Below are 25,301 nucleotides of genomic sequence, written 5' to 3' on the forward strand. Positions count from 1 at the left end.
GGGTCAGCCCACCGAACCTTCCAGCGAAATCGCGACAAGCTGCTGCGCTTCCATCGCGAATTCCATCGGCAGCGCCTGCAGCACGTCCTTGCAGAACCCGTTGACCACAAGCGCCACGGCCTCTTCCTCGTCCATGCCGCGCTGGCGGCAGTAGAAGAGCTGATCGTCATCCACCTTGGACGTCGTGGCTTCGTGCTCCACCCGAGACGAGTTGTTTTTCACCTCGATATACGGCACCGTATGCGCGCCGCACTTGTCGCCGATGAGAAGACTGTCGCACTGCGTATAGTTGCGCGAATTCTTCGCCTTCGGGTGCATCGACACGAGCCCGCGATAGGTGTTCTGCGCCTTGCCCGCGCTGATCCCCTTGGAGACGATCCGCGACTTTGTGTTCTTACCCAGATGCACCATTTTCGTGCCGGTGTCGGCCTGCTGCATGTTGTTGGTAATCGCGATCGAGTAGAACTCGCCCTGGCTGTCGTCGCCGCGCAGGATGCAGGACGGGTACTTCCACGTCACCGCCGACCCGGTCTCGACCTGCGTCCACATCACCTTCGCCCGGTCGCCCCGGCAGTCGGCGCGCTTCGTGACGAAGTTGTAGATGCCGCCCTTGCCGTTCTCGTCGCCCGGATACCAGTTCTGGACAGTAGAATACTTCACCTCCGCGTCTTCCTCGACGACGATTTCGACCACCGCCGCGTGAAGCTGCGCAACATCGCGCTGCGGCGCGGTGCAGCCTTCGAGGTAGGATACATACGACCCCTTGTCCGCGATGATTAGCGTCCGCTCGAACTGTCCCGTGTTCTCGGCATTGATCCGGAAATAGGTCGACAGCTCCATCGGACAGCGCACCCCCGGCGGGACGTAGACGAACGATCCGTCCGAGAACACCGCGCTGTTGAGCGTCGCGTAGAAGTTGTCGCTGACCGGAACCACGGACCCCAGGTACTTCTTGACGAGTTCGGGATGCTCCTTGATCGCCTCGGAGATCGAACAAAAGATCACGCCGGCTTTCTTCAGCTCTGCCTGAAAGGTCGTGCCCACGGAAACCGAGTCGAACACCGCATCCACAGCCACTTTACGGCCCTCTGCAGGCGCGTCCTCGGCCCCTTCCACACCGGCCAGGATCAGCTGCTCCTTGAGCGGGATACCCAGCTTTTCGTAGGTCGCCAGCAGCTTCGGATCGACCTCGTCCAGCGACTTCGGCTTCACCTCCATGCTCTTAGGGCGCGCATAGTAATACTGGTCCTGAAAGTCGATCTCGGGATAATCGACCATCGCCCAGGACGGCTCTTTCATCGAAAGCCACCGCTCATAAGCCTGAAGGCGCCACTCGGTCATCCACTCCGGCTCTTCGTTCTTTTCCGAGATCAACCGCACGATATCCGGCGTCAGCCCTTTCGGGGCGTATTCCATCTCGATATCGGTTTCCCAGCCGTATTTGTACTTGCCGCCGACCTGGCGCACCGCGTCAACGGTTTCCTGGTCCACGCCTTCCTTGACGGTCACATTGTCCAAAGCAGCCATTTGATGCCCCTTCACATTATCACGCGGCCCGCGCGCGGTGTTTTTCCCGTTTCGCCAGCCACGTCTCCGCGAACCGGCCGATATCGTCTTCTGTCGTTTCCGGACCAAGGCTCACGCGGATCGCGCTGCCGGCCGTCGCTTCGTCGAACCCCATTGCGGTGAGTACCGCGCTGGCTTTAACCTTTCCGCTGGAGCACGCGCTCCCGGCGCTGATCGCAAAGCCTGCCAGGTCCATCTGCATCACCTGCGTTTCGCCCTTCCAGCCGGGGGTCGCGAAACAGGACGTGTTCGGCAGGCGTTTCGCCTCTTTCCCGACAAAAATAGTCTCTTTTGCGCTGGCCTCAATAGACAATTCTAGAATGTTTCTAAGTTTTTCGACGCGGTGCCAGACACCCGCCTCCAAATCCCGCGCCGCAGCTTCAGCCGCAGCACCAAATCCCGCGATGCCAACGACATTTTCGGTGCCGGATCGCCGCCCCATTTCCTGACCGCCGCCCCTGATCTGTGCCGCAAGGTCAGTGCCGCGCCGCATCACCAACGCGCCAACGCCCTTCGGACCGCCGATCTTGTGCGCCGAAATCAGCGCCATCCCGCAGCTCATCCAGTTGAACGCCACGGGCAATTTGCCGAAGGCCTGCGTCGCATCCACAACCGCCAACCCCTCTGGCAGGTCCTGAACCACCCCGGTTTCGGAATTCGCCGCCTGCAATGCGGTGCCGCCGGGGTCGATCACCGACACACGCCCGACTGCATCGACCGGTAGGACCGGATCGATCCAGGCCCGCACCGCGTCATGCTCCACCGCGGCTCCGACAAGGCCGCGCCCCGCACAGGCCAAAGCCGCCGCTTCCGTCGCACCGGACACGAAGACCACATCCGCCCCATCCGCCCCGAAGGCCGCGGCCACCTGCGCCCGCGCGCGCTCGATCAGACCCTTGGCCCTGCGCCCTTCCGCATGCACAGATGACGGGTTGCCCACCACGTCCATCGCCGCGATCATCGCCTCACGAGCTTCGTGCCGCAGCGGCATGGTGGCGTTATGATCCAGATAGACCCGGTCCGTCACCGCACCGACCCCATCAGCTTCTCTGTTTCAAAAATACCTCGGGGGTGAATTGGCCAAAGGCCAAGAGGGGGCAGCGCCCCCTGCGCGTGCGTTTGCACCGCAAACGCACGTCCGTCGGATTGGCGCAGCCAATGCGACACCATCAGTCATCCACCACGGCAAACAGCGTCGGAACCGCCGGACAGGGGGCCAGGCTGTTGCCCACCACATCCGACAGCCGAGTTTGATGCAGAAAGACATAGACATGCGCCGACAGGCCTTCCCACAACCGGTTTGTCATGGATTGCGCGCGGCTACCGGACAATCCGCCCGATGCGCCGGCGCCCTTGTGCATCGCGTCCACGGTTTCATCCACCGCCGCGAGCACATCGACCACCCGGATCTCGCTGGCCGGTTTCGCCAGCCGATACCCGCCCCCGGGCCCCCGGACCGAGGCCACGAGACCGGCACGACGCAGCTTGACGAATAGCTGTTCGAGATAGGGGAGCGACACATCCTGTCGCTGCGCGATATCGCCAAGCGTGACAAGGCTGTCCTCGGGCTGCAGCGCGATATCGGCCAAAGCAACCATGGCGTAGCGCCCCTTCGTGCTCAACTTCATGGCAATCCCTCGCCGAATTCTACCTGCAATTGACCTTGCGCGGTCTATTGCCTATGTGCGGATAACCCAGATCCGGACAGGCCGGATTTAGAACCGTTCTAAGAAGCCTGAGCGAAGCTGTCAAGATTATCTGGCGGTGCCGGTCAGCGCCAAAGCAGGAGTCCCCACCCTCATGCCCGAGGTGATTTTTCCCGGACCAGAAGGCCGCCTCGAAGGCCGCTACCATCCGCAGAAAGAAAGCGATGCGCCCATCGCGATCATTTTGCACCCGCATCCCCAATTCGGCGGGACGATGAACAACAAGGTGGTCTACAACCTGCACTACGCATTCCACAAAATGGGGTTCACGGTGCTGCGCTTCAATTTCCGGGGTGTCGGCCGCAGCCAGGGTGAATACGATCAGGGAGTGGGAGAGCTGTCGGATGCGGCGGCGGCGCTCGACTACCTGCAATCCATGAACAACAATTCCAAGCACTGCTGGGTCGCCGGGTTCAGCTTCGGCGCGTGGATCGGCATGCAGCTTCTGATGCGGCGACCAGAGATCACCGGTTTCATCTCGGTCTCTCCACCGGCGAACATGTACGACTTCTCCTTCCTCGCGCCCTGCCCGTCATCGGGTCTCATCATCAACGGCACCGGGGATCGCGTGGCGCCGCCGGCCGACACCACGGCCCTCGTGGCAAAGCTGGCCGAGCAGAAGGGCATCACGGTCACCCATACCGAGATCGAAGGTGCGGACCATTTCTTCAAAGAGCCGCATATGGACACGATGATCGACCACGTGACCACCTACGTGAAACGCCGCCTGACCGAAAACACGCGCTAAGAGGTCTGTCCGATGTCCATGGTTGATGAACTGGCGGAACGCCTGGCCGACGACACGCTCAAGGCCATGAAGCATCTTGATGATGACCGCTTCTTCATGGAAGTCGCGGCAGAACTCGGCGCCGCCTCCACCACCTTGGAAGAGGCGTTCCTGACGGCGGTCCGTGTCCGCCTCGCCGAGCGTAAGGCGCGGGCCTTTATCAAGGGCCGGATCGACGGAACGATCAAGAAACCGGGCTGACGCTCAGGTCGGCTGCACCGGCCATCTTTTTCCCAGATCCGTTAACCCCGCCCGGACAATCCTGCGCAGCACGTCCAGATCGATCTTCGACAGGCGACCGACATAAAGGCACGACGCGCCGGTCTTGTGCGGGCCGAGATCTTTCAGCAGTTCCGAATAGTCCTGGTACCCCGGCATGATGTAGATCGACATGTTGGCCTTGCGCGGTGAAAACCCGGTCGCCAGGAAATCGCCCTCGCGACCGGACGCGTAGACATAATGGTACTGTCCATATCCGATTATCGACGGCCCCCACATGCGCGGCTGGAACCCGGTTTCGTCGCGAAACAGCTGATCCAGCACCCGCGCATCCTCGCGGCGCCCCGCATGGGTGACGCTGTCAATGAACGCCTCGACCGAGGCATCTGTCATGGCCGTGACATTGGACGACATGGCACATCTCCTGTTACATCCCCATACCGGTAGCACACCTGACCCAAGCAGCGGAGGACGGCATGTCGCGTCTCGACAAACAAATCGCATTTCTGACCGAGGCGGATCGCCTGAAGACCGTCCTGCGCGCCACGACCCTCTGCGACGGATCGCGGATCGAAAACAGTGCGGAGCATTCATGGCACATCGCGCTTTACGCCATGGTGCTGGCTGAGCATGCCGAAGAAGACGTGGACGTCTTGAAGATCCTGAAAATGCTTCTGCTGCACGATCTCGTTGAAATCGACGCAGGCGACGCTCCGGTCTTCGGCGATCACGACGAAGAGGCGCTGGCGGCTAAAGAGGCTGCTGCCGCCGAGCGCATTTTTGGTTTGCTCCCGGACGATCAGGCCAAAACCTTCCGCGCAATCTGGGAAGAGTTCGAGGCCAACGAAACTCCGGAAGCGGAATTCGCCAAGTCCATCGACCGGTTGCAGCCGCCGATCCAGAACCTGCAATCGGGTGGCGGGTCCTGGACGCAGTTCGACGTCACCCTGTCGCGGTTCGAAGCGCATATCGGACCAAAGATCAATCGCGGGGCGCCCGGCATCTGGGAGTGGCTTCGCCCGCAGGTCGCGGCCTTCTTCAACGCCAGGCTCTAGACAGCGCTTTCCCCTCGCCCTGCCCGAAGCGATGGCCTACGGTGGACGCATGGACTCCGCCCCGTCGCAACGCACGCTTCTGCTTACCGGTGCCAGCCGTGGCATCGGCCATGCGACCGTCAAGAAATTTGCAGCTGAAGGCTGGCGCGTCATCAGCTGCTCGCGCCAGGCGTTTGCGCCCGAGTGTCCGTGGCCCGGCGGGGAACGCAATCACATCCAGGTTGATCTGAGTGACCCGCAACAAACGATGACAGCGGTGGAGACCGTGAAGGAACGGCTGGACGGAGGTCGCCTGGACGCGCTGGTCAACAACGCAGGTATTTCGCCGAAAGCGCCGAACGGCGAACGGCTCAGCACGCTCGACACCGACCTGCGCGACTGGGGTAAGGTGTTTCACGTCAATTTCTTTGCCTCGGTTGTTCTGGGCCGCGGTCTTCGGGATGAATTGGCGAAGGCACAAGGCGCCATCGTCAATGTCACCTCGATCGCCGGATCACGGGTGCATCCGTTTGCCGGTGCGGCTTACGCGACCTCCAAGGCCGCCCTCGCGGCACTAACGCGGGAAATGGCGCATGATTTCGGACCGTTGGGCGTGCGCGTGAATGCCATCGCACCCGGCGAAGTGGAAACGAGCATTCTGAGCGAAGGCACCGACAAGATCGTCGAAAAGTTGCCCATGCGGCGCTTGGGTCAACCGAACGAAGTGGCGGATGTGATCTATTTCTTGTGCTCACACCCAAGCGCATATGTGTCCGGCACAGAGATCGAAGTGAATGGCGGTCAGCACGTCTAGCGTTTCACAAAATTTACTAGCGGGCCCCCAGAATCTTCGTACGAAGATTCTGCAGCGCGACCAGTAAATTTTAAATTGACGCGGGTTGGCCCGAGCTACGGCCAAACTCAATAATGGATCGCCCGCCCCCAGGCATCGAGCACCGCCTCGTGCATCATCTCTGACAAGGTCGGGTGCGGAAACACTGTCTGCATCAGATCTTCCTCGGTCGTCTCCAACTGCCGACCGACGACATAACCTTGAATGAGCTCCGTCACCTCGGCCCCCACCATATGCGCGCCCAGCAAAGCGCCGGTTTTCGCGTCGAATACCGTCTTCACAAGACCTTCCGGCTCGCCCAGGGCGATCGCCTTGCCGTTCCCGATGAAGGGGAACCGCCCGACCTTCACGTCGTAGCCTTGTTCTTTCGCCTGCGCTTCGGTCAGACCGACGCTGGCGACCTGCGGCAGGCAATAAGTGCAGCCCGCAATGCTGTCGGCGTCCACGGCATGCGGATGGCCGCCCGCGATCAGCTCGGCCACCATGACACCTTCGTGGCTCGCTTTGTGCGCCAGCCACGGAGCACCGGCGATATCGCCAATTGCGTACAGCCCATCGACACCGGTCCGGCAGCGCACGTCGGTCACGACATGGGTGCGATCCACGTTCACACCCAAAGCCTCCAGCCCCAGCCCTTCGGTATTGCCGACAATCCCGACAGCGGAAATCACGGTGTCGAATTCTTCCTTCGTCACCTTACCAGCTGCTTCGATATGTGCCGTGACCTTGCCCTTGCCACGATCAAGCTGCTTGACCATGGCCTTCTCGCGGATCGTCATGCCTTGCTTTTCAAACTGTTTCTTGGCGAACGTGCTGATCTCGGCATCTTCGACCGGCAGGATGCGATCCATGACCTCGACCACGGTCGTCTCGGATCCGAGTGCGTTGTAAAAGCTTGCGAATTCGATGCCGATGGCGCCGGAACCGATCACCAAAAGTTTCTTGGGCATGCGTTTTGGCACAAGCGCGTGTTTGTAGGTCCAGACCAGATCGCCATCCGCTTCCAGCCCGGGCAACTCGCGCGCGCGGGCGCCAGTGGCGAGGACGATGTTGTTGGACGTCAATTCCTCGGTGCCGTTTTCGGTTTTCACGGACACCTTGCCCTTGGCAGGCAGCGTCGCTTCGCCCATCAGGACGGCGACCTTGTTCTTCTTCAGAAGGTGCCCGACCCCCGAGTTCAGCTGTTTCGCGATGGCGCGCGAGCGTTTCACGACAGCGTCGAGGTCATAGCCGATCCCCTCGGCCTTCAACCCGAACTCCTTGGCGCGGTGCATGAGGTGAAACACTTCGGAGGTGCGCAGCATCGCCTTGGTGGGAATGCATCCCCAGTTGAGGCAGATGCCACCCAAATGCTCGCGCTCGACGATGGCAACCTTCAAGCCCAGCTGCGCGCCACGGATGGCGGCCACGTAACCGCCCGGGCCTGCGCCGATCACGATCATGTCGAAGCTTTTGCTCATCGCCCACTCTCCTCCCAAAGGGTCTGCTGTCGCGTGAGCCTAGGCGAAAGGCAATTGGCCGACAATGGGATCCGCGCGGATGGGTCCGAAACGGACCTTATGTTTCGCGCGCGAAACAATGGGTCAGCGCCACTGCCCCTTTAACCAATTGTTTAGAAACCGACTTCAGGCCTCCGCCTTCTTCTCCCAGCGACCTGACTCTTCGGACCAGTACTGCGCCGAACAGCCTGCGCCGGTCAGGTTGCGCCATTGCGTCCGCGCGACTTCGACCGCCGCCGGATCATTGCCGTCGAAAAGCACGCACACCCGGTCAAGTGCGTTCACGTCGTCCGCTTCCACTTCTGCACCGTCGACCGTCATCAGGCACTGCGGATCGTTTGCCGCCGCGTGCTCCGTGGTCAGAAGGACCGGCTGCATCGCGTCGTGCGGACCGCCCGCCAACCCGTGTGGCAGGAACCCCTCTTCGGGACCGAGCCAGAGTTTCTGGTCCAGCCATTCCATCCGCGCGGCGTCGGTGCCGCGCACCGCCACGCGCCAACCGACGTCGAGCGCCTTGCCCAAAAGCATAGGCAACGTGGCCTCAAGCGGCTTGTTGGTCAGGTGATAGAAATAGGCCGCGCCCATAGAGGTCAGTCCTTTGACTCGAACCCATCGGCAATCAGCCGGTCAAGCGCCCGCACACCCCAGCCTGTCGCACCTTTCGGCGACAGCTCAAGATCACGCGATACATGAGCAACGCCCGCGATGTCCAAGTGAATCCACGGCAAATCGTCTTTGACAAATCGCTTCAGGAACATCGCAGCGGTCACAGAGCCGGCTGGACGGCCGCCCACGTTCTTCATGTCCGCGACCGGCGATTTCAGCATGTCGTCATAGGATTTGCCCAACGGCATCCGCCATGCCCCTTCCTGTTCCGCCTCAGCTGCCTTGAGAAAGGCGTCGGCCAGTGTTTCATCGTTCGAATACACGGCGGCGTTTTCGTAGCCGAGTGCCACAATGCAGGCACCGGTGAGCGTCGCGAGGTCGATCATCGCGGCAGGCTTTTCGGTTTCCTGTGCGTGCCACATCACATCGCAGAGCACGAGACGCCCTTCGGCGTCGGTGTTCACCACTTCGATCGTGTCGCCCTTCATGGAGGTCACAACGTCCCCCGGGCGCACGGCGGCCCCTGAGGGCATGTTTTCGACAAGTCCCACCATGCCGACCACGTTGGCATTGGCTTTGCGTTTGGCGATGGCGTGCATCACCCCGGCCACCACGCCCGCGCCGCCCATGTCCATGGTCATGTCTTCCATGCCCGCCGCGGGCTTGAGAGAAATGCCGCCGGTGTCGAACACCACGCCCTTGCCGATCAGGGCCAACGGCGCGTCGCCCTTCTTTCCGCCTTTCCAGCGCATGATGACCACCTTGGACGGGCTTTCGGACCCCTGCCCGACGCACAGCAGCGCGCGCATACCCAGCTTTTCGAGCGCTTTCTCCTCAAGGACTTCAACCTCGACCCCAAGCGCGCTGAGCGCCTCAAGTCGGTTGGCGAATTCCGTAGTGGTCAGCACATTGGCAGGCTCGTTCACCAGATCGCGTGTAAGGTGTACCCCCTCGGCGACGGCGAGGCGCGGCGCCGCTGCGGCATCGGCCTCTTCCGGTTTGGCGCACATAAAAGTCGCCACACCCAAGAGTTCGCCTTTTTCGGTCTTGTGGGCGTCGAAGCCGTAGCTGCGCAACGTGAGCCCGAGCGCGATCTCTTCGCACCGTTTTGTGCCCTCGATGAGAACTGTCGTTTCTGCAGGTCCGGCCACCACCGCCAGGCTGGCCCCGGCCTTGCGCGCCAGTTCCGGGGTTGGACGACGCGGCAGTTTCACGAGGTCGACCGCCTTCGCCTCAAGTCCGGCAGGCCAGTTGAGCGACATGACTTTGCCTTCGCCCAGCTTTTCCCACGCCTCGGACGCGGTTGCGCGGGCCAGCGCGCCCTTGGTCAGCCGGTTCAGGCGCCGCGCGCCTGCGCTGAGTTTGAGATCGGGGGTGATGAATACCGCGATCCGACCTTGTGCCTTGGGCAATGCGTCCAGATCGACAGCCGTGAAAGCCACTGCGCGAAGTTCTGCCATGTTCCGCTCCGTTTCCCTGTTTCATCATAGGGGTAGCGCCGGTGCGCGCGGTTGACCAGAGGCGGGTTTTCCCGCAAACCCTAGGGTGTGAGGCGACGTCGCCCACCTTATGTCGTGTGAAGGGGTCATCGCGTGCCAAGATTCGACAGATACATGCTGTCGCAACTCATGGTCCTGTTTGGATTCTTCGCACTTGTGCTGGTGGCCGTCTACTGGGTGAACCGCGCGGTGGTCCTGTTTGACCGGTTGATCGCGGACGGGCATTCGGCGGCGGTCTTTCTTGAGTTTTCCGCCCTCAGCCTGCCCGGTGTGATCGCGCTTGTCATGCCGATGGCGTCGTTTGCCGCTGCGGTCTATGTGACCAACCGGTTGATGGGCGACTCGGAACTGACCGTGGTGCAGGCCACCGGGTACAGCCCGTGGCGTCTCGCGCGGCCGGTTCTGATCTTCGGTGTGCTGGTCGCTGTGATGATGTCGGTTCTCACGCATTTTCTTGTTCCCGCCTCCATCGCGCAGTTGAAGCAGCGCGAGGTGGATATCTCGGGCTCGGTCAGCGCACGGCTGTTGCGCGAAGGTACGTTTCTGCATCCCGGCCCCGGAGTGACGTTCTTTATCCGCGAGATCACGCCGGAGGGCGAGTTGCGCGACGTATTCCTGTCGGACCGCCGCCAGGACGACCGCGAGGTCACGTACACGGCGGAACGCGCCTATGTGGTGCAGGCCGAGGAAGGACCGAGGCTGGTGATGATCAGCGGTCTTGCGCAGACCCTGCGGCCGGAGACCGGGCGTCTGTCGACCACGATCTTCGAGAACTTCACCTACGACATCAGCAACATGATTGTTCAGAACCAGAACCTGAACCTGCGCCCGCGGCACCTTGCCACCATGGACCTGATCACCCGGCCGCAAGAGATGGCGGACCTTACCCGAACGACAGTGGCGCGGATCAATGAGGAATTGCACGGCCGCTTTCAGCAAGCCGTGCTTGGATTGGTGGCGGCCTTGATCGGGTTTTCTACGCTTTTGACCGGAAGCTTCAGCCGGTTCGGTGTGGGGCGTCAGATCGTGGTCGCGATCTTTTTCCTGGTCGTCGTCAAACTTGTCGAAAGCGCGGTCACGGAACCCACTCGCAGCAATGCGATGTTGTGGCCGCTGGTGTATCTCCCCTCCGTCGTTGGCCTTGCCATCACCTGGGTTGTCCTGCACATCGCCGCGCGGCCGTTCCGGCAACCGCGCAGTGCCGCAGAGCCGGTGGAGGGGGCGACATGACCCTGCACCTTTACTTTGCGCGGCGCTTTCTTTGGACGTTTCTCGGCATCTTTGGCGTGTTCTTCCTGTTCCAGATGCTGCTCGACCTCGTTGAGCAAATCCGGCGCTTGGACAGTTCGGTGAGCTTCGGGGAGGTGATGAAGCTGACGCTGCTGAACACGCCGGAGGGTATGTATCAGATCCTGCCGCTGGTGATGATCCTATCCTCCATCGCGCTTTTCGTGTCGCTGGCCCGTTCGTCCGAGCTTGTGGTGACGCGCGCGGCGGGACGATCCGGTTTGATCGCGCTGGTGGGACCCTTGGCGGTGGCGGCGATCATCGGCGGGCTGGCGGTCGGCATGGGCAACCCGATTGTTGCTGCGACCTCCAAGGCTTATTCCGATTTGCGCGAGACCTACCGCACGGGCGGCGCATCAGCTTTGTCCATCGGCGCGGAAGGATTATGGCTTCGTCAATCCGATCCGCGCGGCCAGACGGTGATCCGGGCGGCCCGGGCCAATCCAAACGGCACTGTGCTCTATGACGTGATGTTCGTGGCCTACGCCGAAGGCGGCGGACCGATCCGGCGGATCGAGGCGGCGGAAGCCGCGCTGCGTAACGGCGCATGGACGCTGAAAGACGCCAAGGTCTGGCCGTTGGTTGCCGGGATCAATCCCGAAACCAACGCGGCGGCGCATGACGAACTGATCGTGTCCTCGACCCTCACCGAAGAAAGCATCCGCGACCGCTTTGGCCGACCCTCGGCGATTTCGGTCTGGGAACTGAGCGGCTTCATCACCGATCTTGAAGATGCCGGGTTTTCCGCCCGACGGCACGAGGTCTGGTTACAGATGGAACTCGCGCGTCCGGTGTTCCTGATGTCGATGGTGCTTATCGGTGCGGCCTTCACCATGCGGCACAGTCGGATGGGCGGCACGGGTGTCGCGGTTCTGTCGGCGGTGCTTTTGGGATTCTCGCTTTATTACGTGCGCAACTTCGCGCAGATCCTCGGCGAGAACGGGCAGTTGAATGCGTTGGCGGCGGCGTGGGTGCCGCCTTTGGCGTCGGTGCTTCTGGCGCTCGGTCTCATCCTGCACCGGGAGGACGGGTAGTGCGACGCGCGCTTCTGGCTTGCCTGGCTGCTGCGGCACTTTGGGTGAGTCCGGCCCGCGCGCAGGACGGCAGCGTGCTGCTGCTGGCCGATACCGTGCTGGTCGAGGCTGGCGGCGACACACTGATTGCGAGCGGCAATGTCGAGGCGCTTTACGAAGGCACCCGGCTGACCGCCTCGACCATCATCTATGATCGCACCAGCAACACTTTGGACATTCAGGGGCCGATCCGGATCACTCAGCCGAACGGTGACGTTCTGACGGCAACCCGGGCGGAGCTGGATCAGGGGTTCGAGAACGGACTTCTGGAAAGTGCGCGCTTCGTGCTGGATGAACAGCTCCAGATCGCCTCAGCCCGCGCTGCGCGGGTCGGCGGGCGCTATACCGCGATGAGCCGGATCGCCGCGACGTCCTGCCAGGTCTGCGGCAGCGACCGACCGCCGCTTTGGGCCATTCGTGCGTCCCGCGTGGTGCACGACGCGGAGGAGCGGCAGATCTACTTCGACGACGCGCAGTTCCGCATCCTTGGCATGCCGGTCTTCTACCTGCCCCGGATGCGCCTGCCCGACCCGACGCTTGAGCGCGCACGGGGGTTCCTGATCCCGGAACTGAAGACGTCGACGCTTCTCGGCTTCGGGATCAAGCTACCCTACTTCATCCCGCTCGGGGACCATGCCGATCTGACGCTGACGCCGTATTTGTCGCCAGTGACGACGACGCTTGAATTGCGCTACCGGCAGGCCTTCCGCAACGGCGATCTCACCGTGAATAGCGCGGTCAGCCGGGACAGCCTTGATCGCGACCAGCCGCGCGGCTTTTTGTTCGCCAACGGGGCCTTTGATTTGCAGCGCGGATATCGGCTGTCCTTCGATATCGAAGCGGTCACCGATGAGGCTTATCTCAACGACTACAACAGCACCTTCAAGAAAGACCGTCTGGACAGCGCGGTGACCCTGTCCAGGACCCGGCGCAACAGCTTTTTCTCGACCAGCGTGATCCATTACGAAAGCCTGACAGATGGCGAGAACAACGCCACGCAGCCGACCATTATTGGCGATGTGCGCTACAACCGCCGGTTCTTTCCGCAGCGGCTTGGCGGCGAGGTCCGTCTTGGCGTCGCGGCGCACGGGCACTACCGCTACTCGGATCGGGACGTCGACGGGTCGGATGCGGACACCGTGGTCGATGGCCGCGATGTGGCCCGGCTGAACATCGACCTAAGCTGGCGGGATCGCTGGACCCTGCCAGGCGGGCTGCGCGCCGGGGCGCTGACGCAGGTGTGGGTTGACCAGTTCGACGTACGGCAGGACGCTGGTGCAGAAGGCACCTACTCCGAGATCACCCCCGCTGCATCGGTGGAGCTGCGCTGGCCGTTGGCCCGCACCACCGAGACCGGTGCGCGCATACTGCTTGAGCCTGTGGCGCAGCTTGGCTGGATCGGTGGGGAACGCACCGGGGTGCCGAACGACGAAAGCACGCGCGTCGAGTTCGACGAGGGCAATCTGTTGGCCCTGTCCCGCTTTCCCGCTGCCGACCGTCGCGAACGCGGCCTGATAGGCGCGGCTGGTCTGCGCTGGATGCGCGACGATCCCGATGGTTGGCGTGCGGCGCTCACCGTGGGGCGGGTGTGGCGCGAGGAAGAGGATGACAGCCTCTCTCGGTCGTCTGGCCTTGATGGCACGGAATCGGACTGGTTGGTGTCAGGTCAGTTTCAACACGAAACCGGCATCCAGCTTTTGGCGCGCGGTCTGTACGATGCCAGTGACCTGCGGTTCACGAAGGCCGAGATTCGCGCCAACGTTTCGCAGGAGCGCTATTCGCTTGGGGCATCCTACATTCTTCTGACCACCGATCCGGACGAAGACCGCGACGATGCGCAGTCACAATGGCGTCTGAACGGGCGGTACAATATCGACCGCCAATGGACCGCCACCGGCAACACCCGCTACGACATCGCCGAAGGGCAGTTCCTGACCGCCGGGATCGGCGCCGAGTATCGCAACGAATGTGTCATCGTGGACTTTTCGGTCTCGCGCAGCTTTGCCTCTTCCACTAACTTGGAACCATCGACAGATTTTGGCCTCACCGTCGCGCTGACCGGGTTCAGCACTGGCGGCAGCGGCAAGGAGTATCGCCGTTCATGCAGCAACTGAGCATTTCGATCCGCAAACTGAGCGCTCTTGTCCTTGGGGTCGCGCTGACGCTGGGAGTCGCGCCCGTTCAGGCGCAAAACCTCTTTGCGCCGGCGATCCGCATCAACGACTCTGTGGTGACTGCCTATGAGCTGGACCAGCGGGCGCGTATGCTGGCGGTGCTAAACGCACCCGGAAATCCGGAAACCCTCGCGCGGCAGCAGCTGATCGACGACCGTCTGCGGCTGCAGGCGGCAGAGGACGCCGGCATCGTGCCGTCGACCGAGGAAGTGCTGGACGGGATGAGCGAATTTGCCGGACGCGCCAACCTGACCCGCGACGAATTCATCCAGGCGCTTGAGGCGAACGGAGTGGCCGCGCAGACCTTCCGGGATTTCGTGCGGGCGGGTCTGAGCTGGCGCCTCTTGGTGCAGGCGCGCTTCACCAGCCGGATAAACCTTTCCGAAGACGAGATCGACCGCGCCTTGGGAGCATCGGGCGGATCGTCCGTGCGGGTGCTCTTGTCCGAAATCATCATGCCCGCCCCGCCGCCGCAGGCCGATGCAGTTCGGGAACGGGCTGAACGGATCAGCCAGATCACGTCCGAGGCTGCGTTTTCGGCGGAAGCGCGGCGCTTTTCGGCCACGGCAACCCGTGGCGCTGGGGGGCGTCTGCCGTGGCAGAACCTCGAAGACCTGCCGCCGGTGCTGAGGCCTCTGGTTCTCGCGCTCGCGCCGGGCGAGGTGACGGATCCGATCCCGATCCCGAACGCCATCGCCCTGTTCCAGTTGCGCGATATCGAGGAAACCGGCTTTACGTCTCCGACCTACGCCGCCATCGAATACGCCGCCTATTACATGCCGGGCGGGCGCAGTGAGACAACGCTGGCGCAGGCACGGGTGCTGGCGAGCCGCGTGGATCGCTGCGATGACCTTTACGGCGTGGCGCAGGGGCAACCCGAGGAGGTTCTGGAGCGGCAGGCCCTGCCGCCGTCCGAGATCCCGACGGATATCGCCTTCGAGCTGTCGAAGCTCGACCCGGGCGAGGTGTCCACCGCGCTGACGCGGTCGAACGGGCAGACGCTGGTGTTCCTGATGCTCTGCGGTCGGACCGCCGAAATCAACGAGGATGTGGACCGCGACCAGTTCGCGCTTGGCTTGCGCAACCAGCGTCTTGCGTCGCTGGCCGAAAGCTACCTTGCACAGTTGCGCGCCGACGCCCGTATCATCGAGCAATGACCGCAGCTCCGATTGCCCTGACCATCGGGGAACCCGCGGGCATCGGCCCCGAGCTTGCGGCGGCGGCGTGGCAGAGGTTGCGCGGCGAGGTCCCGTTTTTCCTGATCGGAGACCCGACCCATCTGCCGGATGGCACCGACTGGGTCGAGATCGCCGCGCCCGACGAAGTCAGACCGGACGGCACAGCCCTGCCCATCCTCCCCCATCCGTTCGAGAGCCCACGCATCCCCGGCAAAGCGCGTCCCGCGCATGCAAAGGACGTGATCGCGGTAATCGAAAGAGCGGTGGCGCTCGCAGCCTCGGGCAAGGCAGGCGGGGTTTGCACTTTGCCGATCCATAAGCAGGCTTTGCAGGACGGTGCCGGTTTCGGCTTTCCCGGGCATACAGAGTTTCTTGCGCATCTCTGCGACACGCGTGACGTGGTGATGATGCTGGCCAGCCCTGCCCTGCGGGTCGTGCCGGTGACGATCCATATCCCTTTGTCGGAGGTGAAGCTGGCATTGACAGCGCAGCTTCTGGAGACGCGCATCCGCATCACACACACGGCGCTGCGCGATCAGTTCGGTATCGCAGAGCCACGGCTTGCGGTGGCCGGGCTGAACCCGCATGCGGGCGAAGGCGGCAAGATGGGGACCGAGGAACAGACGCTTATCGCGCCCATCGTGGAGACTCTTCGCAACGAAGGCTTTCATATCGAAGGCCCGATGAGCGCGGACACGATGTTTCATGCGGCGGCGCGCGAGACCTACGATGCGGCGATCTGTATGTACCACGATCAGGCGCTGATCCCGATCAAGACACTGGATTTCGACCGGGGTGTGAACGTCACGCTGGGCCTGCCCATCGTGCGGACCTCGCCCGATCACGGCACGGCTTTCGACATCGCGGGAACGGGTCAGGCCAACCCGTCCTCGACCATCGAGGCGCTGCGCATGGCGTGGCAACTGGCGAGCGGTTCGGCCTGACGTTGCGCGGATTGGAAGGTCGGTTGATGCATATTTTTGAAAAGAAGAAGCAGGGGGCGCGCGCTTAGATGGCCGCCATCGACTCCCTGCCGCCGTTGCGTGACGTGATCGCCACCCACGGATTGAGCGCCAAGAAGGCGTTGGGCCAGAACTTCCTGCTCGATCTGAACCTCACGGCCAAGATCGCGCGTCAGGCGGGTGACCTGACCGGCATGGATGTGCTGGAAGTCGGCCCCGGCCCCGGTGGTCTGACGCGCGGGCTGTTGGCAGAAGGGGCGCGCAAGGTGATGGCGGTCGAGAAGGACGCCCGCTGCCTTCCCGCACTGGCCGAGATCGCGGCGGCCTATCCGGGACGACTGGACGTGATCGAAGGTGACGCGCTGGCGCTGAATGTGTTGGACCGACTCACGCCGCCGATCGCGATCTGCGCAAACCTGCCTTACAATGTCGGAACGGAGCTTCTGGTGCGCTGGCTCACGCCCGAGGTTTGGCCACCGGTCTGGGACAGTCTGACGTTGATGTTCCAGAAAGAGGTGGCGCAACGGATCGTGGCCCAGCCCGGTTCGAAGGCGTACGGACGGCTGGCCGTGCTTGCGCAATGGCGGTGCGAGGCACAGATCGTCATGCATCTCCCGCCAGAGGCCTTTACACCACCGCCGAAAGTCGGCTCTGCCGTGGTGCATATCAAAGCTTTGCCGAAGCCGAAATTCGACGCCGACGCAAAGGTTCTGGAACGGGTGGTGGCGGCGGCGTTCAATCAGAGGCGCAAGATGCTGCGCGCGTCCTTGAAAGGGCTGACACCGGATATCGAAGCGCGTCTGGCTGAGGTCGGCATCGCGCCTACGGAGCGGGCGGAACGCGTATCGGTCGAAGGGTTCTGCGCCCTCGCGCGATCCGTCGCCAAAGCTTAAGGAAAGCTTGGGATATTATTCCGCCGCGTCAGGCGCGGGTGTGTCCTGTGCCACCTCTGCCTGCGGCTCGGGCTTTTTGCGCGGTTTGCGCGGAGCACGGGGCTTCTTGGGCTTTTCGTCGGCCTTGGCCTCGGGTGTTTCGACCAGACCGCTGTCTTCATCCTTGGTGATGTCCACCACATCCGGCTGCGGTGCGCTTGACGGGTCGTCAGATTGTGGGTCGTTATCCTGCCGCGCGGCGCGGTCCGCGTCACGCTGCGCCTGGCGTTCGCGGTTTTCACGCTCCTGCTGTTCGCGGCGCGCGTCCTGTTCGCGCTGTGCCTCGGACAGAAGGCGCATGTAGTGTTCTGCGTGTTGCTGGAAGTTTTCGGCATTCACGCGGTCATTGGAAAGCTGCGCATCTCGGGCAAGCTGGTTGTATTTGTCGATGATCTGCTGCGGTGTGCCGCGCACTTTGCCTTCTGGGCCAGAGCTGTCGAACACACGATTGACCACATTGCCCATGTTTCCAGAGCGGTTGCGGTTGCTTTTGTTCCGCGAACGTTTGTTTGAAGAGCGCATTTTTAAATTTTCAGCCTTCTTTCAGCTGTTTTTGCGATTGCGGTGTGCGCTTCTTGCGCGAATATTCTGCAATTGCATCCATGTTTGGGCTTACCATCGCGCGAGAGGGTTAAGCGTCCTCGACCGCTGCGATATACCTGAGTAAGCATGTCCACCCCCTTCTTACAAGGGCAATTTGCGAAAAAACCGTTACAGGTCCGCTAATTCGTCGCGTTTTGTGGCGGGAACACGCCGGAAACCACCCGATCACGCCCGTCGAGGTCCGGATGAACGGTGACATCGGTAAAGCCGTGTGCTGCGAAAAGATCCGAGACGGCAACGGCCTGGGTCGGGCCGATCTCGACCAAAAGCCTGCCGCTTGGTTTGAGAAAGCGGCCGGCACCCGACGTGATCGCGCGGTAGGCGGTCAGCCCGTCGGCTTCATCGGTGAGCGCGAGGCGCGGCTCGAAGGAGAGTTCGGGCGCGAGGTCGGGCATCTCCACCTCTGCGATATAGGGCGGGTTCGACACGATCAGGTCAAACTGACCCTCGACCTTGTCGAACCAGTCCGACACCAGCAACGTTACTCGATCTTCGACGCCGACCCGCTGCGCATTCTGCCGCGCGATGTCGAGGGCTGGCTCTGACACGTCCACCCCAACCCCGGTCGCCTCTGGCACTTCGTAAAGCAAGGACAGCAGGATGCACCCCGACCCTGTGCCTAGATCAAGCACCCTGGCGAAAGACGTATCCGACGCGACGCTGACCAGCGTCTCGGTCTCGGGGCGCGGGTCGAGAACGGCGTCGGTGACGATGAAATCGTGCATCCAGAACGCGCGTTTTCCGACGATGTGGCTGATGGGCTCGCGCCGCGCGCGGCGTTGAATGTAGCGGTTCAACTCGGCCAATTGTGCGTCGCTGAGCGGGGTCCACGGTGGGGCGTCCCCTTGCACCTTGTCCATCAGCGCGCTGGCATCGCGTGCGGGGCTGGGTGAGCCTGCGATCTCAAGCTGACGGCGCGCGTCTTGCAGAGCTTCTTTCGGGTCGTGGCTCACTTCATCTCGGCCAGCATGGTGGCCTGTGCATCCGCCGTCAGCGCGTCGATGATCTCGTCCAGATCGCCGCCCATCACCGCGTCGAGTTTGTAGAGCGTGAGGCCGATACGATGATCGGTCAGACGGCCCTGCGGGAAGTTGTAGGTTCGGATGCGCTCGGACCGGTCGCCGGAGCCGACCTGGCTCTTGCGGTCGGCGGAACGTTCGCTGTCGATCTTCTGGCGTTCCAGATCGAACAGCCGTGTACGCAGCACTTGCATGGCGATCTCGCGGTTGCGGTGCTGGGACTTCTCGGAACTCGTGACGACGATCCCGGTGGGCAGATGCGTGATGCGCACGGCGGAATCGGTTGTGTTGACGTGCTGGCCTCCGGCCCCGGAGGATCGCATCGTGTCGATGCGAATGTCGTTTGGGTTGATCTGAATGTCCACGTCTTCGGCCTCGGGTAAAACAGCCACGGTGGCGGCAGAGGTGTGGATGCGCCCACCCGACTCCGTCTCAGGCACGCGCTGCACGCGGTGGACGCCGGATTCGTATTTGAGCCGCGCAAACACGTTGTCGCCAGTGATATGCGCGACGACTTCCTTGATGCCGCCGATCTCGGTCGTCTGTTCCTCGACAATCTCGAAGCGCCATCCGCGCGCTTCCGAGTAGCGTTGGTACATCCGCAAAAGATCTCCTGCGAAGAGCGCTGCTTCCTCGCCACCCGTCCCGGGGCGGATTTCCAGCATTGCAGGCCGCGCATCCGCCTTGTCACGCGGCAGGAGCGCCAGTTGCAGCGCGTGTTCGACCTCCGGCAACCGGGCCTTCAGGCTGGGAAGTTCCTCCTGCGCCAGTTCCCGCATCTCAGGGTCGTCAAGCATCGCTTCCGCGTCGGCGATATCGGCGGTGACCTGTTTCCATTCGGCGATCTGATCGACCACGGGTTTCAGGTCGGAATATTCCTTACCAATCGCGGCAATGTCGCCCGACCCTTCGGCCATCTGGGCTTCAAGGTATTCGAAACGTGACGTGATCTGGTGCAGGCGGTCTTCGGGGATCATGCGGTTCTGTCGGGCATCCGACGCGGTCGGTCAAGCGTTATCCGCGTTGGCCATCAAGCATTTGCAACCACCCCTCGACGCGCTGTTTGTTCACGCCCATGTCGGATTGTCCGAACCGCAGCCGGGCATGTAGCTCCAACACGTCCTCGTTGCGCATGACGGTGGTGTAGTCGGGAAATCCCATCCACTGGGACCGGGTGATGTAGGTAACCTTGCCGTCCTCGACGCTGCCCGCCAGCACTTCGGTGCGAGGCGTGGCGAGGATGATGCGGTCGAGCGCTTCGAACGTGCCGTCTTCGGCCGGAATGCGGCGGCGGACGCCACCGGCGAGGTCCTGATCCGCGGTGACCTGTGGATCCACATGCCAGACCTCTGGATCGGACGGTGCGAACCGGATCCAGGCCAGACCTGCCACAACGATGAGGACGATTGTCCAGAAGAACATTTTCACGACGCCTTTTCCCTGCCTCGGTTGGGCCTACCCCGGCCCAGATGGTCACATGTACCGAACGTTTCAACCGCGGCGGGTCCATCCCCAGAGAGAGAGAATCTCTGTCGCCACATGTGCACCCGCAATCGCCGTTGCGCCCGATGTATCGAAAGGCGGGCTGACTTCAACCACATCGCCTCCCATCAGCTCGATCCCGGCGATATTCCGCAGGATCGCCGCGATATCGGCGCTGGAAGGGCCACCCCAGACAGGAGTCCCGGTGCCGGGCGCGAAGGCCGGGTCGAGACAATCGATGTCGAATGTGAGGTATGTCGGGTAATCTTTTAGAATTTCGCAGATTTCCTCGGCCACCGCTTCGGGGCCCATGCGCTGCATCTCACGCGCGTCGATGATGTTGAAGCCCAGCGTGTCGGGGTTGTCGGTGCGGATGCCGACCTGAACGGAGCGGCTTGGATCGACCAAACCCAGCTTCACCGCCTTGTAAAGAAACGTGCCGTGATCGATGCGGTCCATGTCATCATCGACCCAGGTGTCGCTATGCGCATCGAATTGGAGAAGTGAGAGCGGCCCGTATTTCTCGGCATAGGCTTCGAGGATCGGCAAGGTGATATAGTGATCCCCACCAAGGGTGACCGTGGCCGTGTCCTGCGCAAGGATACCCGCGATGTGCGACTTCAGCGCCTCGGGGAAGTCCGAGACCTTCGCATAGTCGAAGGCCAGATCGCCGTAATCCGCAATCGCGAATTCCTCCAACACGTTGTAGCCCCATCCGAACGGCGCATCTGGCGATTGCAGGGCCGAGGCCTCCCGGATTCCGCGCGGACCGAAGCGTGTCCCGGGGCGGTTCGTCACCGCCTGATCGAACGGCACGCCGGTGACGGCCACGTCCACCCCTGTCAGGTCCTTCGTGTACCGCCGCCTCAGGAACGACGGCGCGCCGCCGAACGTGTTCTCGAAACTCGCGCCCTTCAGGTCATCGCGGGTGAAGGCGTGGTCGATTTGGGTTTTGGCGTCTTCGAGGGACATGGCTTACACCCCGTGTCGCGTTTCGATCAGGCGCGCGAAAAAGCTTGCGCCGATGGCCGAGACGTCATCGTTGAAGTCGAACGCCGGGTGGTGGCAGGACGGGCCGATCCCCTGCCCCAGCATCAGGTAGCTGCCTGGGCGGGCCTGCAGCATGTAAGCAAAATCCTCGGCCCCCATCTCGGGGTCACGTTGCGCGTTGACCTTGCCCGCGCCCGCCACATCGGCGGCGACTTGGGTGGCGAACTCTGTCTGGGCGTCATGATTCACTGTCGCGGGGTAATTGCGCTGGTACTCAAGATCCGCCGTCACACCGAAGCTCGCCGCCTGTCCGGCGACAATGTCGTGAAACCGCTTTTCGACCAGATCACGCAAATCGGGGTCGAAGGTGCGCACTGTGCCGCCCAGTTTCACCGATTCCGGGATCACATTCGTCGCATGACCCGCGTTGAAGATGGTCAGCGACACCACAAGCGCGTCACGCGGCGGCGCGTTGCGCGAGGCGATGGTCTGCAGCGCCTGCCCGATGGAGAGCGCACAGGGAACCGGGTCGATACATTCATGCGGAAACGCGCCGTGCCCGCCCTTGCCGGTAAGGGTAATGTGGAAATCATCGACCGCCGCCATGATCGGCCCGGGCGCGGTCGAAAACACACCTTCCTCGGTGAACGGATCGCAGTGAAGCGCGTAGACCTCTTCGATGCCGAACCGGTCCATAATGCCTTCCTCGACCATGATGCGTCCGCCGCCGATGGTTTCCTCGGCCGGTTGGAAGATGAGCGCGGCGGTACCTTTGAACTTGCGCGTCTCTGCAAGGTAGCGCGCCGCGCCAAGCAGCATCGTCGTGTGCCCGTCATGGCCGCAGGCGTGCATCTTGCCGGGGATGGTGCTGGCATAGTCCGCGCCGGTTTCTTCCTCGATGGGCAGCGCATCCATATCGGCGCGGAGCCCTGTCACGGCGCCGTCGCCCTGTCCGCGGATCAGCGCAACCACGCCGGTCTGCGCGATGCCTTCGTGGATCTCGTCCACGCCGAACTCCCTCAGACGCTCGACCACGAAACCCGCCGTCTCGTGACAATCGAGGCTCAACTCAGGGTGCATATGCAGATGCCGTCGCCAGGTTTTCATGTCCTCGGCGAATTCACCGATCCGGTTCACGATGGCCATGTCTGGACTCCTGCGCTCTGATCCCCCATCCCTGCCACAAGAGCAGTATTTCATGGGGGCCGCAATGCGTGATGATCTGATCCATGACCCGAAGGGCGGGATGCCCAGACTTCTGGAAATCATGCGCCGCCTGCGGGATCCGGACACCGGGTGCCCCTGGGACATCGAACAGGATTTCGCGTCCATCGCGCCCTACACGATCGAGGAGGCCTACGAGGTCGCCGACGCCATCGAGCGCGAGGCGTGGGATGAACTGAAGGGCGAATTGGGTGATCTTCTCTTGCAGTCGGTCTACCACACCCAGATGGCGGAGGAAGCCGGGCTGTTCAGTTTCGACGACGTGGCGAACGCGATCTCGGACAAGATGGTGGCCCGGCACCCGCACGTCTTTGGCGATGAGAGCCGGGACAAGAGCGCAGAACAACAGGTGCAGGACTGGGAGAAGATCAAGGCGAAAGAGCGCGCCGGAAAAGCCCAGAAAGGCGTGCTTGATGGTGTGGCCAAAGGCCTGCCCGCGCTCACCCGCGCCATCAAGCTCCAGAACCGCGCCGCGCGTGTCGGCTTTGACTGGCCCTCCACGGACGAGGTGCTCGACAAGATCGTCGAGGAAGCGCAGGAGTTGCGCGAGGTCACATCAGAGGACGCACGGTTCGAAGAGTTCGGCGACCTCTTGTTCGTGATGGTCAATCTTGGCCGCCACATGGGCCTCGACCCGGAGGCCGCCCTACGCGCCGCCAACGCCAAGTTTACTCGCCGGTTCGAGTCCATCGAAGCCGCCCTCGCCGCCGAGGGACGCGAGCCCAAGGACAGCACTTTGGAAGAAATGGATGCGCTTTGGGATGCTGCAAAGATGGCGGAAAAACAGGCGTGACAGACGATTGAAGCACGTATGGCGGCGGAATCCCGGCGCGGTTGTCGCGCACGCTTTGACAATCGCGGGTCGGGCCTGAAGTGTCCAGAAGACACGCGAGCAGCGGAGAAATGCATCGGCCATGGATCGTCTCAGCACACAGGGTCTGTTTGATCCCTTGCGCCTGCCATGCGGCACCGTGCTCAAGAACCGACTTGCGAAATCCGCGATGTCGGATTCGCTGGGCGATGGTCGCGGCGGGCCGACGGATGCGCAAATCAGGCTTTACGAACGGTGGGCCAATGGTGGTGTCGCGCTGTCGATCATCGGAGAGGTTCAGGGCACACCAGACTTCCCAGAGAAACCGGGCAATCTGGTTCTTGACGCACGGTCCGACCAGCAACGGTTTGAAACCCTTGCGCGACGCGGGTCCTCCAACGCCGCAAGCCTCTGGTTACAACTCGGCCATGCAGGCGCCATGGCGGATGCTCAGATCAGCAACCCGAAAGGACCAAGCGCGCTCGAGGTGCCGGGTCTCACCTGCGGTGCGCTTTCGCCCGACGAGATCGCCTCTCTGCCCGCCGCCTTTGCCCGCACCGCCGGACGTGCGAAAGCGCTTGGCTTCGGCGGTGTCGAAATCCATGCAGCACACGGCTTTCTTCTGAGCCAGTTTCTTTCGCCGCTCTTCAACACACGCACCGACGATTATGGCGGCAGTCTTGACAACCGCATGCGCCTGACGCTCGAAACCGTGGCGGCTGTGCGTCGCGCGGTGGGTCCTGATTTCCCGGTCGGACTGAAGCTGAACGCAACCGACCAGCTTGACGGTGGATTCCAGCAGGATGAGGCACTTGATGTTATCGCTGCGCTCGATCAGACGGGTCTCGACCTGATCGACATCAGCGGCGGTACGTATTTCCCCGGCGCGCCGTCCTCTTCGGAACGGGCCGGGTCAGGACCCTATTTTGTTGATTTTGCCGATCGCGCCCGCACGAAGACGACGATACCCCTTATGGTGACAGGTGGATTCAAGACGTTCGAGCAGGCGGATGCTGCTATTCGTGATGGCAAAGCCGACATCATCGGACTTGCGCGCGCGCTGATCGTGGATCCGGACCTCCCCGACAAATGGCGGAACGGAACGGCACGCAGCCCGTCATTTCCACGTTTCGATCGACCGCCCGAGGGCGGCGTGACGGCCTGGTACACGATGCAGATGACGCGGATTGCAAACGCGAAACCTGCCCTGCGCCCTGACGCGCTTGTCAGGGCGATCGCCGATTATGAAGCGCGCGATGAGGATCGCGGAAAGATCTGGACCAAACATTTCGACAGCCTGCAAGCATGACGAAAAAAACGCGCCCCGAGCTGGAGCGCGTTTTTTTGAATTCGTCAGACGTGAGGCGCGTTACTGCGCGTCTTTGATGAACTTCACCGCGTCGCCAAAGGTCTGGATGGTTTCGGCAGCGTCGTCCGGGATCTCGATGCCGAACTCTTCTTCGAAGGCCATGACCAGCTCAACGGTGTCGAGGCTGTCCGCGCCGAGGTCGTCGATGAAAGATGCATTCTCTACGACTTTGTCTTCTTCCACACCGAGGTGCTCGACAACAATTTTCTTAACGCGATCTGCGACGTCGCTCATGTTTTCTTCCTCACAGTTTCGTCGGCACGGAGGCCGGGTTCGCCCTTGCCCGGGCAGTCATTGGTCGTGCCCACACGGGCGCCGGTTTATATCACACTGAATTGTGTCGACCAGGGATACCCCTCGCGAGGCTGGTCCAAAACCTGCGCCGCTATAGCACATGGGAACCGGATGGCAAACGCTTTCGGCGCAAA

Annotated in this window: 26 protein-coding genes; 12 read left to right on the plus strand and 14 right to left on the minus strand. The window is 62.3% G+C overall.

All coding sequences use genetic code 11. The features are described 5' to 3' along the window. Window positions 1-3: 3 nt before the first annotated feature. The 3 genes from sufB to iscR form a co-directional block, all read right to left on the minus strand. On the minus strand, window positions 4-1,527 hold the full coding sequence (gene sufB, locus BUA42_RS13680; RefSeq protein ID WP_072778725.1) for a Fe-S cluster assembly protein SufB: 1,524 nt from the start codon (window positions 1,525-1,527) through the stop codon (window positions 4-6). Window positions 1,528-1,546: 19 nt separating this feature from the next. Further along, entirely contained in the window at window positions 1,547-2,593 is a 1,047-nt protein-coding gene (locus tag BUA42_RS13685; RefSeq protein WP_072778726.1) for a cysteine desulfurase family protein, read from the minus strand. A gap of 142 nt (window positions 2,594-2,735) precedes the next feature. After that, complete coding sequence (gene iscR / locus BUA42_RS13690) at window positions 2,736-3,194, minus strand: Fe-S cluster assembly transcriptional regulator IscR (RefSeq protein ID WP_072778727.1); 459 nt, start codon at window positions 3,192-3,194, stop codon at window positions 2,736-2,738. Window positions 3,195-3,366: 172 nt separating this feature from the next. On the opposite strand from iscR, the gene BUA42_RS13695 reads away from it, so the two are divergent. Both BUA42_RS13695 and BUA42_RS13700 read left to right on the plus strand, forming a co-directional pair. Further along, window positions 3,367-4,020 carry an alpha/beta hydrolase gene (locus tag BUA42_RS13695; RefSeq protein WP_072778728.1) on the plus strand — a complete coding sequence of 218 codons (654 nt, stop codon included), beginning with the start codon at window positions 3,367-3,369 and terminating at the stop codon, window positions 4,018-4,020. Between the two features lie 12 nt (window positions 4,021-4,032). Beyond that, window positions 4,033-4,260 (plus strand): hypothetical protein, encoded by a 228-nt coding sequence (locus BUA42_RS13700; protein ID WP_072778729.1) that lies wholly within the window; start codon window positions 4,033-4,035, stop codon window positions 4,258-4,260. A gap of 3 nt (window positions 4,261-4,263) precedes the next feature. On the opposite strand, the gene BUA42_RS13705 is transcribed toward BUA42_RS13700, so the two are convergent. After that, on the minus strand, window positions 4,264-4,692 hold the full coding sequence (locus BUA42_RS13705) for a DUF1801 domain-containing protein (protein WP_072778730.1): 429 nt from the start codon (window positions 4,690-4,692) through the stop codon (window positions 4,264-4,266). Between the two features lie 62 nt (window positions 4,693-4,754). Between BUA42_RS13705 and BUA42_RS13710 the strand changes: the two genes are divergently transcribed. Further along, complete coding sequence (locus BUA42_RS13710) at window positions 4,755-5,333, plus strand: HD domain-containing protein (RefSeq protein WP_072778731.1); 579 nt, start codon at window positions 4,755-4,757, stop codon at window positions 5,331-5,333. A gap of 49 nt (window positions 5,334-5,382) precedes the next feature. Then, on the plus strand, window positions 5,383-6,126 hold the full coding sequence (locus BUA42_RS13715; RefSeq protein WP_072779327.1) for an SDR family NAD(P)-dependent oxidoreductase: 744 nt from the start codon (window positions 5,383-5,385) through the stop codon (window positions 6,124-6,126). A gap of 107 nt (window positions 6,127-6,233) precedes the next feature. Here the strand turns inward: BUA42_RS13715 and lpdA are convergent, their stop codons facing one another. The 3 genes from lpdA to BUA42_RS13730 form a co-directional block, all read right to left on the minus strand. After that, window positions 6,234-7,625 carry a dihydrolipoyl dehydrogenase gene (gene lpdA, locus BUA42_RS13720; RefSeq protein ID WP_072778733.1) on the minus strand — a complete coding sequence of 464 codons (1,392 nt, stop codon included), beginning with the start codon at window positions 7,623-7,625 and terminating at the stop codon, window positions 6,234-6,236. Window positions 7,626-7,790: 165 nt separating this feature from the next. After that, a complete protein-coding gene (locus BUA42_RS13725) occupies window positions 7,791-8,249 on the minus strand; it encodes a DNA polymerase III subunit chi (protein ID WP_072778734.1) in 459 nt (152 codons plus the stop codon). A gap of 5 nt (window positions 8,250-8,254) precedes the next feature. Beyond that, window positions 8,255-9,730: a leucyl aminopeptidase gene (locus BUA42_RS13730; protein WP_072778735.1), complete on the minus strand. Its 1,476-nt coding sequence runs from the start codon at window positions 9,728-9,730 to the stop codon at window positions 8,255-8,257. Window positions 9,731-9,883: 153 nt separating this feature from the next. On the opposite strand from BUA42_RS13730, the gene lptF reads away from it, so the two are divergent. The 6 genes from lptF to rsmA all read left to right on the plus strand — a co-directional run bounded on the left by lptF (window position 9,884) and on the right by rsmA (window position 17,336). After that, window positions 9,884-10,999 carry an LPS export ABC transporter permease LptF gene (gene lptF, locus BUA42_RS13735; protein ID WP_072778736.1) on the plus strand — a complete coding sequence of 372 codons (1,116 nt, stop codon included), beginning with the start codon at window positions 9,884-9,886 and terminating at the stop codon, window positions 10,997-10,999. Further along, the gene (lptG, locus tag BUA42_RS13740; protein WP_072778737.1) at window positions 10,996-12,090 is read left to right on the plus strand and encodes an LPS export ABC transporter permease LptG; all 1,095 of its coding nucleotides are present in this window, start codon (window positions 10,996-10,998) and stop codon (window positions 12,088-12,090) included. The genes lptF and lptG overlap by 4 nt, the downstream gene beginning before the upstream one ends. Continuing rightward, window positions 12,090-14,243, plus strand: a complete 2,154-nt coding sequence (locus BUA42_RS13745) for an LPS-assembly protein LptD (RefSeq protein WP_072778738.1) — start codon at window positions 12,090-12,092, stop codon at window positions 14,241-14,243. The genes lptG and BUA42_RS13745 overlap by 1 nt, the downstream gene beginning before the upstream one ends. Further along, the gene (locus tag BUA42_RS13750; RefSeq protein ID WP_143152704.1) at window positions 14,231-15,460 is read left to right on the plus strand and encodes a peptidylprolyl isomerase; all 1,230 of its coding nucleotides are present in this window, start codon (window positions 14,231-14,233) and stop codon (window positions 15,458-15,460) included. Before BUA42_RS13745 ends, BUA42_RS13750 begins: the two co-directional genes overlap by 13 nt. Next, complete coding sequence (gene pdxA / locus BUA42_RS13755; protein WP_072778739.1) at window positions 15,457-16,425, plus strand: 4-hydroxythreonine-4-phosphate dehydrogenase PdxA; 969 nt, start codon at window positions 15,457-15,459, stop codon at window positions 16,423-16,425. The genes BUA42_RS13750 and pdxA overlap by 4 nt, the downstream gene beginning before the upstream one ends. A 68-nt stretch (window positions 16,426-16,493) precedes the next feature. Beyond that, on the plus strand, window positions 16,494-17,336 hold the full coding sequence (gene rsmA, locus BUA42_RS13760) for a 16S rRNA (adenine(1518)-N(6)/adenine(1519)-N(6))-dimethyltransferase RsmA (RefSeq protein ID WP_072778740.1): 843 nt from the start codon (window positions 16,494-16,496) through the stop codon (window positions 17,334-17,336). 15 nt (window positions 17,337-17,351) lie between these two features. Here the strand turns inward: rsmA and BUA42_RS13765 are convergent, their stop codons facing one another. The 6 genes from BUA42_RS13765 to BUA42_RS13790 all read right to left on the minus strand — a co-directional run bounded on the left by BUA42_RS13765 (window position 17,352) and on the right by BUA42_RS13790 (window position 22,615). Continuing rightward, the gene (locus BUA42_RS13765; RefSeq protein ID WP_072778741.1) at window positions 17,352-17,897 is read right to left on the minus strand and encodes a DUF4167 domain-containing protein; all 546 of its coding nucleotides are present in this window, start codon (window positions 17,895-17,897) and stop codon (window positions 17,352-17,354) included. 200 nt (window positions 17,898-18,097) lie between these two features. After that, window positions 18,098-18,931, minus strand: coding sequence for a peptide chain release factor N(5)-glutamine methyltransferase (prmC, locus tag BUA42_RS13770; protein WP_072778743.1), 834 nt, complete (start codon window positions 18,929-18,931; stop codon window positions 18,098-18,100). Next, window positions 18,928-19,974 (minus strand): peptide chain release factor 1, encoded by a 1,047-nt coding sequence (gene prfA / locus BUA42_RS13775; protein WP_072778744.1) that lies wholly within the window; start codon window positions 19,972-19,974, stop codon window positions 18,928-18,930. Before prfA ends, prmC begins: the two co-directional genes overlap by 4 nt. A gap of 37 nt (window positions 19,975-20,011) precedes the next feature. Next, window positions 20,012-20,419: a DUF1499 domain-containing protein gene (locus BUA42_RS13780; protein ID WP_084066232.1), complete on the minus strand. Its 408-nt coding sequence runs from the start codon at window positions 20,417-20,419 to the stop codon at window positions 20,012-20,014. Between the two features lie 69 nt (window positions 20,420-20,488). Beyond that, window positions 20,489-21,451, minus strand: a complete 963-nt coding sequence (gene speB, locus BUA42_RS13785) for an agmatinase (protein WP_072778748.1) — start codon at window positions 21,449-21,451, stop codon at window positions 20,489-20,491. Between the two features lie 3 nt (window positions 21,452-21,454). Beyond that, window positions 21,455-22,615: a M20 aminoacylase family protein gene (locus BUA42_RS13790; RefSeq protein WP_072778749.1), complete on the minus strand. Its 1,161-nt coding sequence runs from the start codon at window positions 22,613-22,615 to the stop codon at window positions 21,455-21,457. 64 nt (window positions 22,616-22,679) lie between these two features. Here BUA42_RS13790 and mazG point away from each other — a divergent pair, with 64 nt between their 5' ends. Both mazG and BUA42_RS13800 read left to right on the plus strand, forming a co-directional pair. After that, window positions 22,680-23,486 (plus strand): nucleoside triphosphate pyrophosphohydrolase, encoded by an 807-nt coding sequence (mazG, locus tag BUA42_RS13795; RefSeq protein ID WP_072779329.1) that lies wholly within the window; start codon window positions 22,680-22,682, stop codon window positions 23,484-23,486. 121 nt (window positions 23,487-23,607) lie between these two features. Further along, the gene (locus BUA42_RS13800) at window positions 23,608-24,813 is read left to right on the plus strand and encodes an NADH:flavin oxidoreductase/NADH oxidase family protein (protein ID WP_072778750.1); all 1,206 of its coding nucleotides are present in this window, start codon (window positions 23,608-23,610) and stop codon (window positions 24,811-24,813) included. A 60-nt stretch (window positions 24,814-24,873) separates the two neighbouring features. On the opposite strand, the gene BUA42_RS13805 is transcribed toward BUA42_RS13800, so the two are convergent. Then, complete coding sequence (locus BUA42_RS13805; RefSeq protein WP_072778752.1) at window positions 24,874-25,107, minus strand: acyl carrier protein; 234 nt, start codon at window positions 25,105-25,107, stop codon at window positions 24,874-24,876. Between the last annotated feature and the right edge of the window lie 194 nt (window positions 25,108-25,301).

The sequence above is a fragment of the Marivita hallyeonensis genome, assembly GCF_900129875.1.
Lineage (GTDB): Bacteria > Pseudomonadota > Alphaproteobacteria > Rhodobacterales > Rhodobacteraceae > Marivita > Marivita hallyeonensis.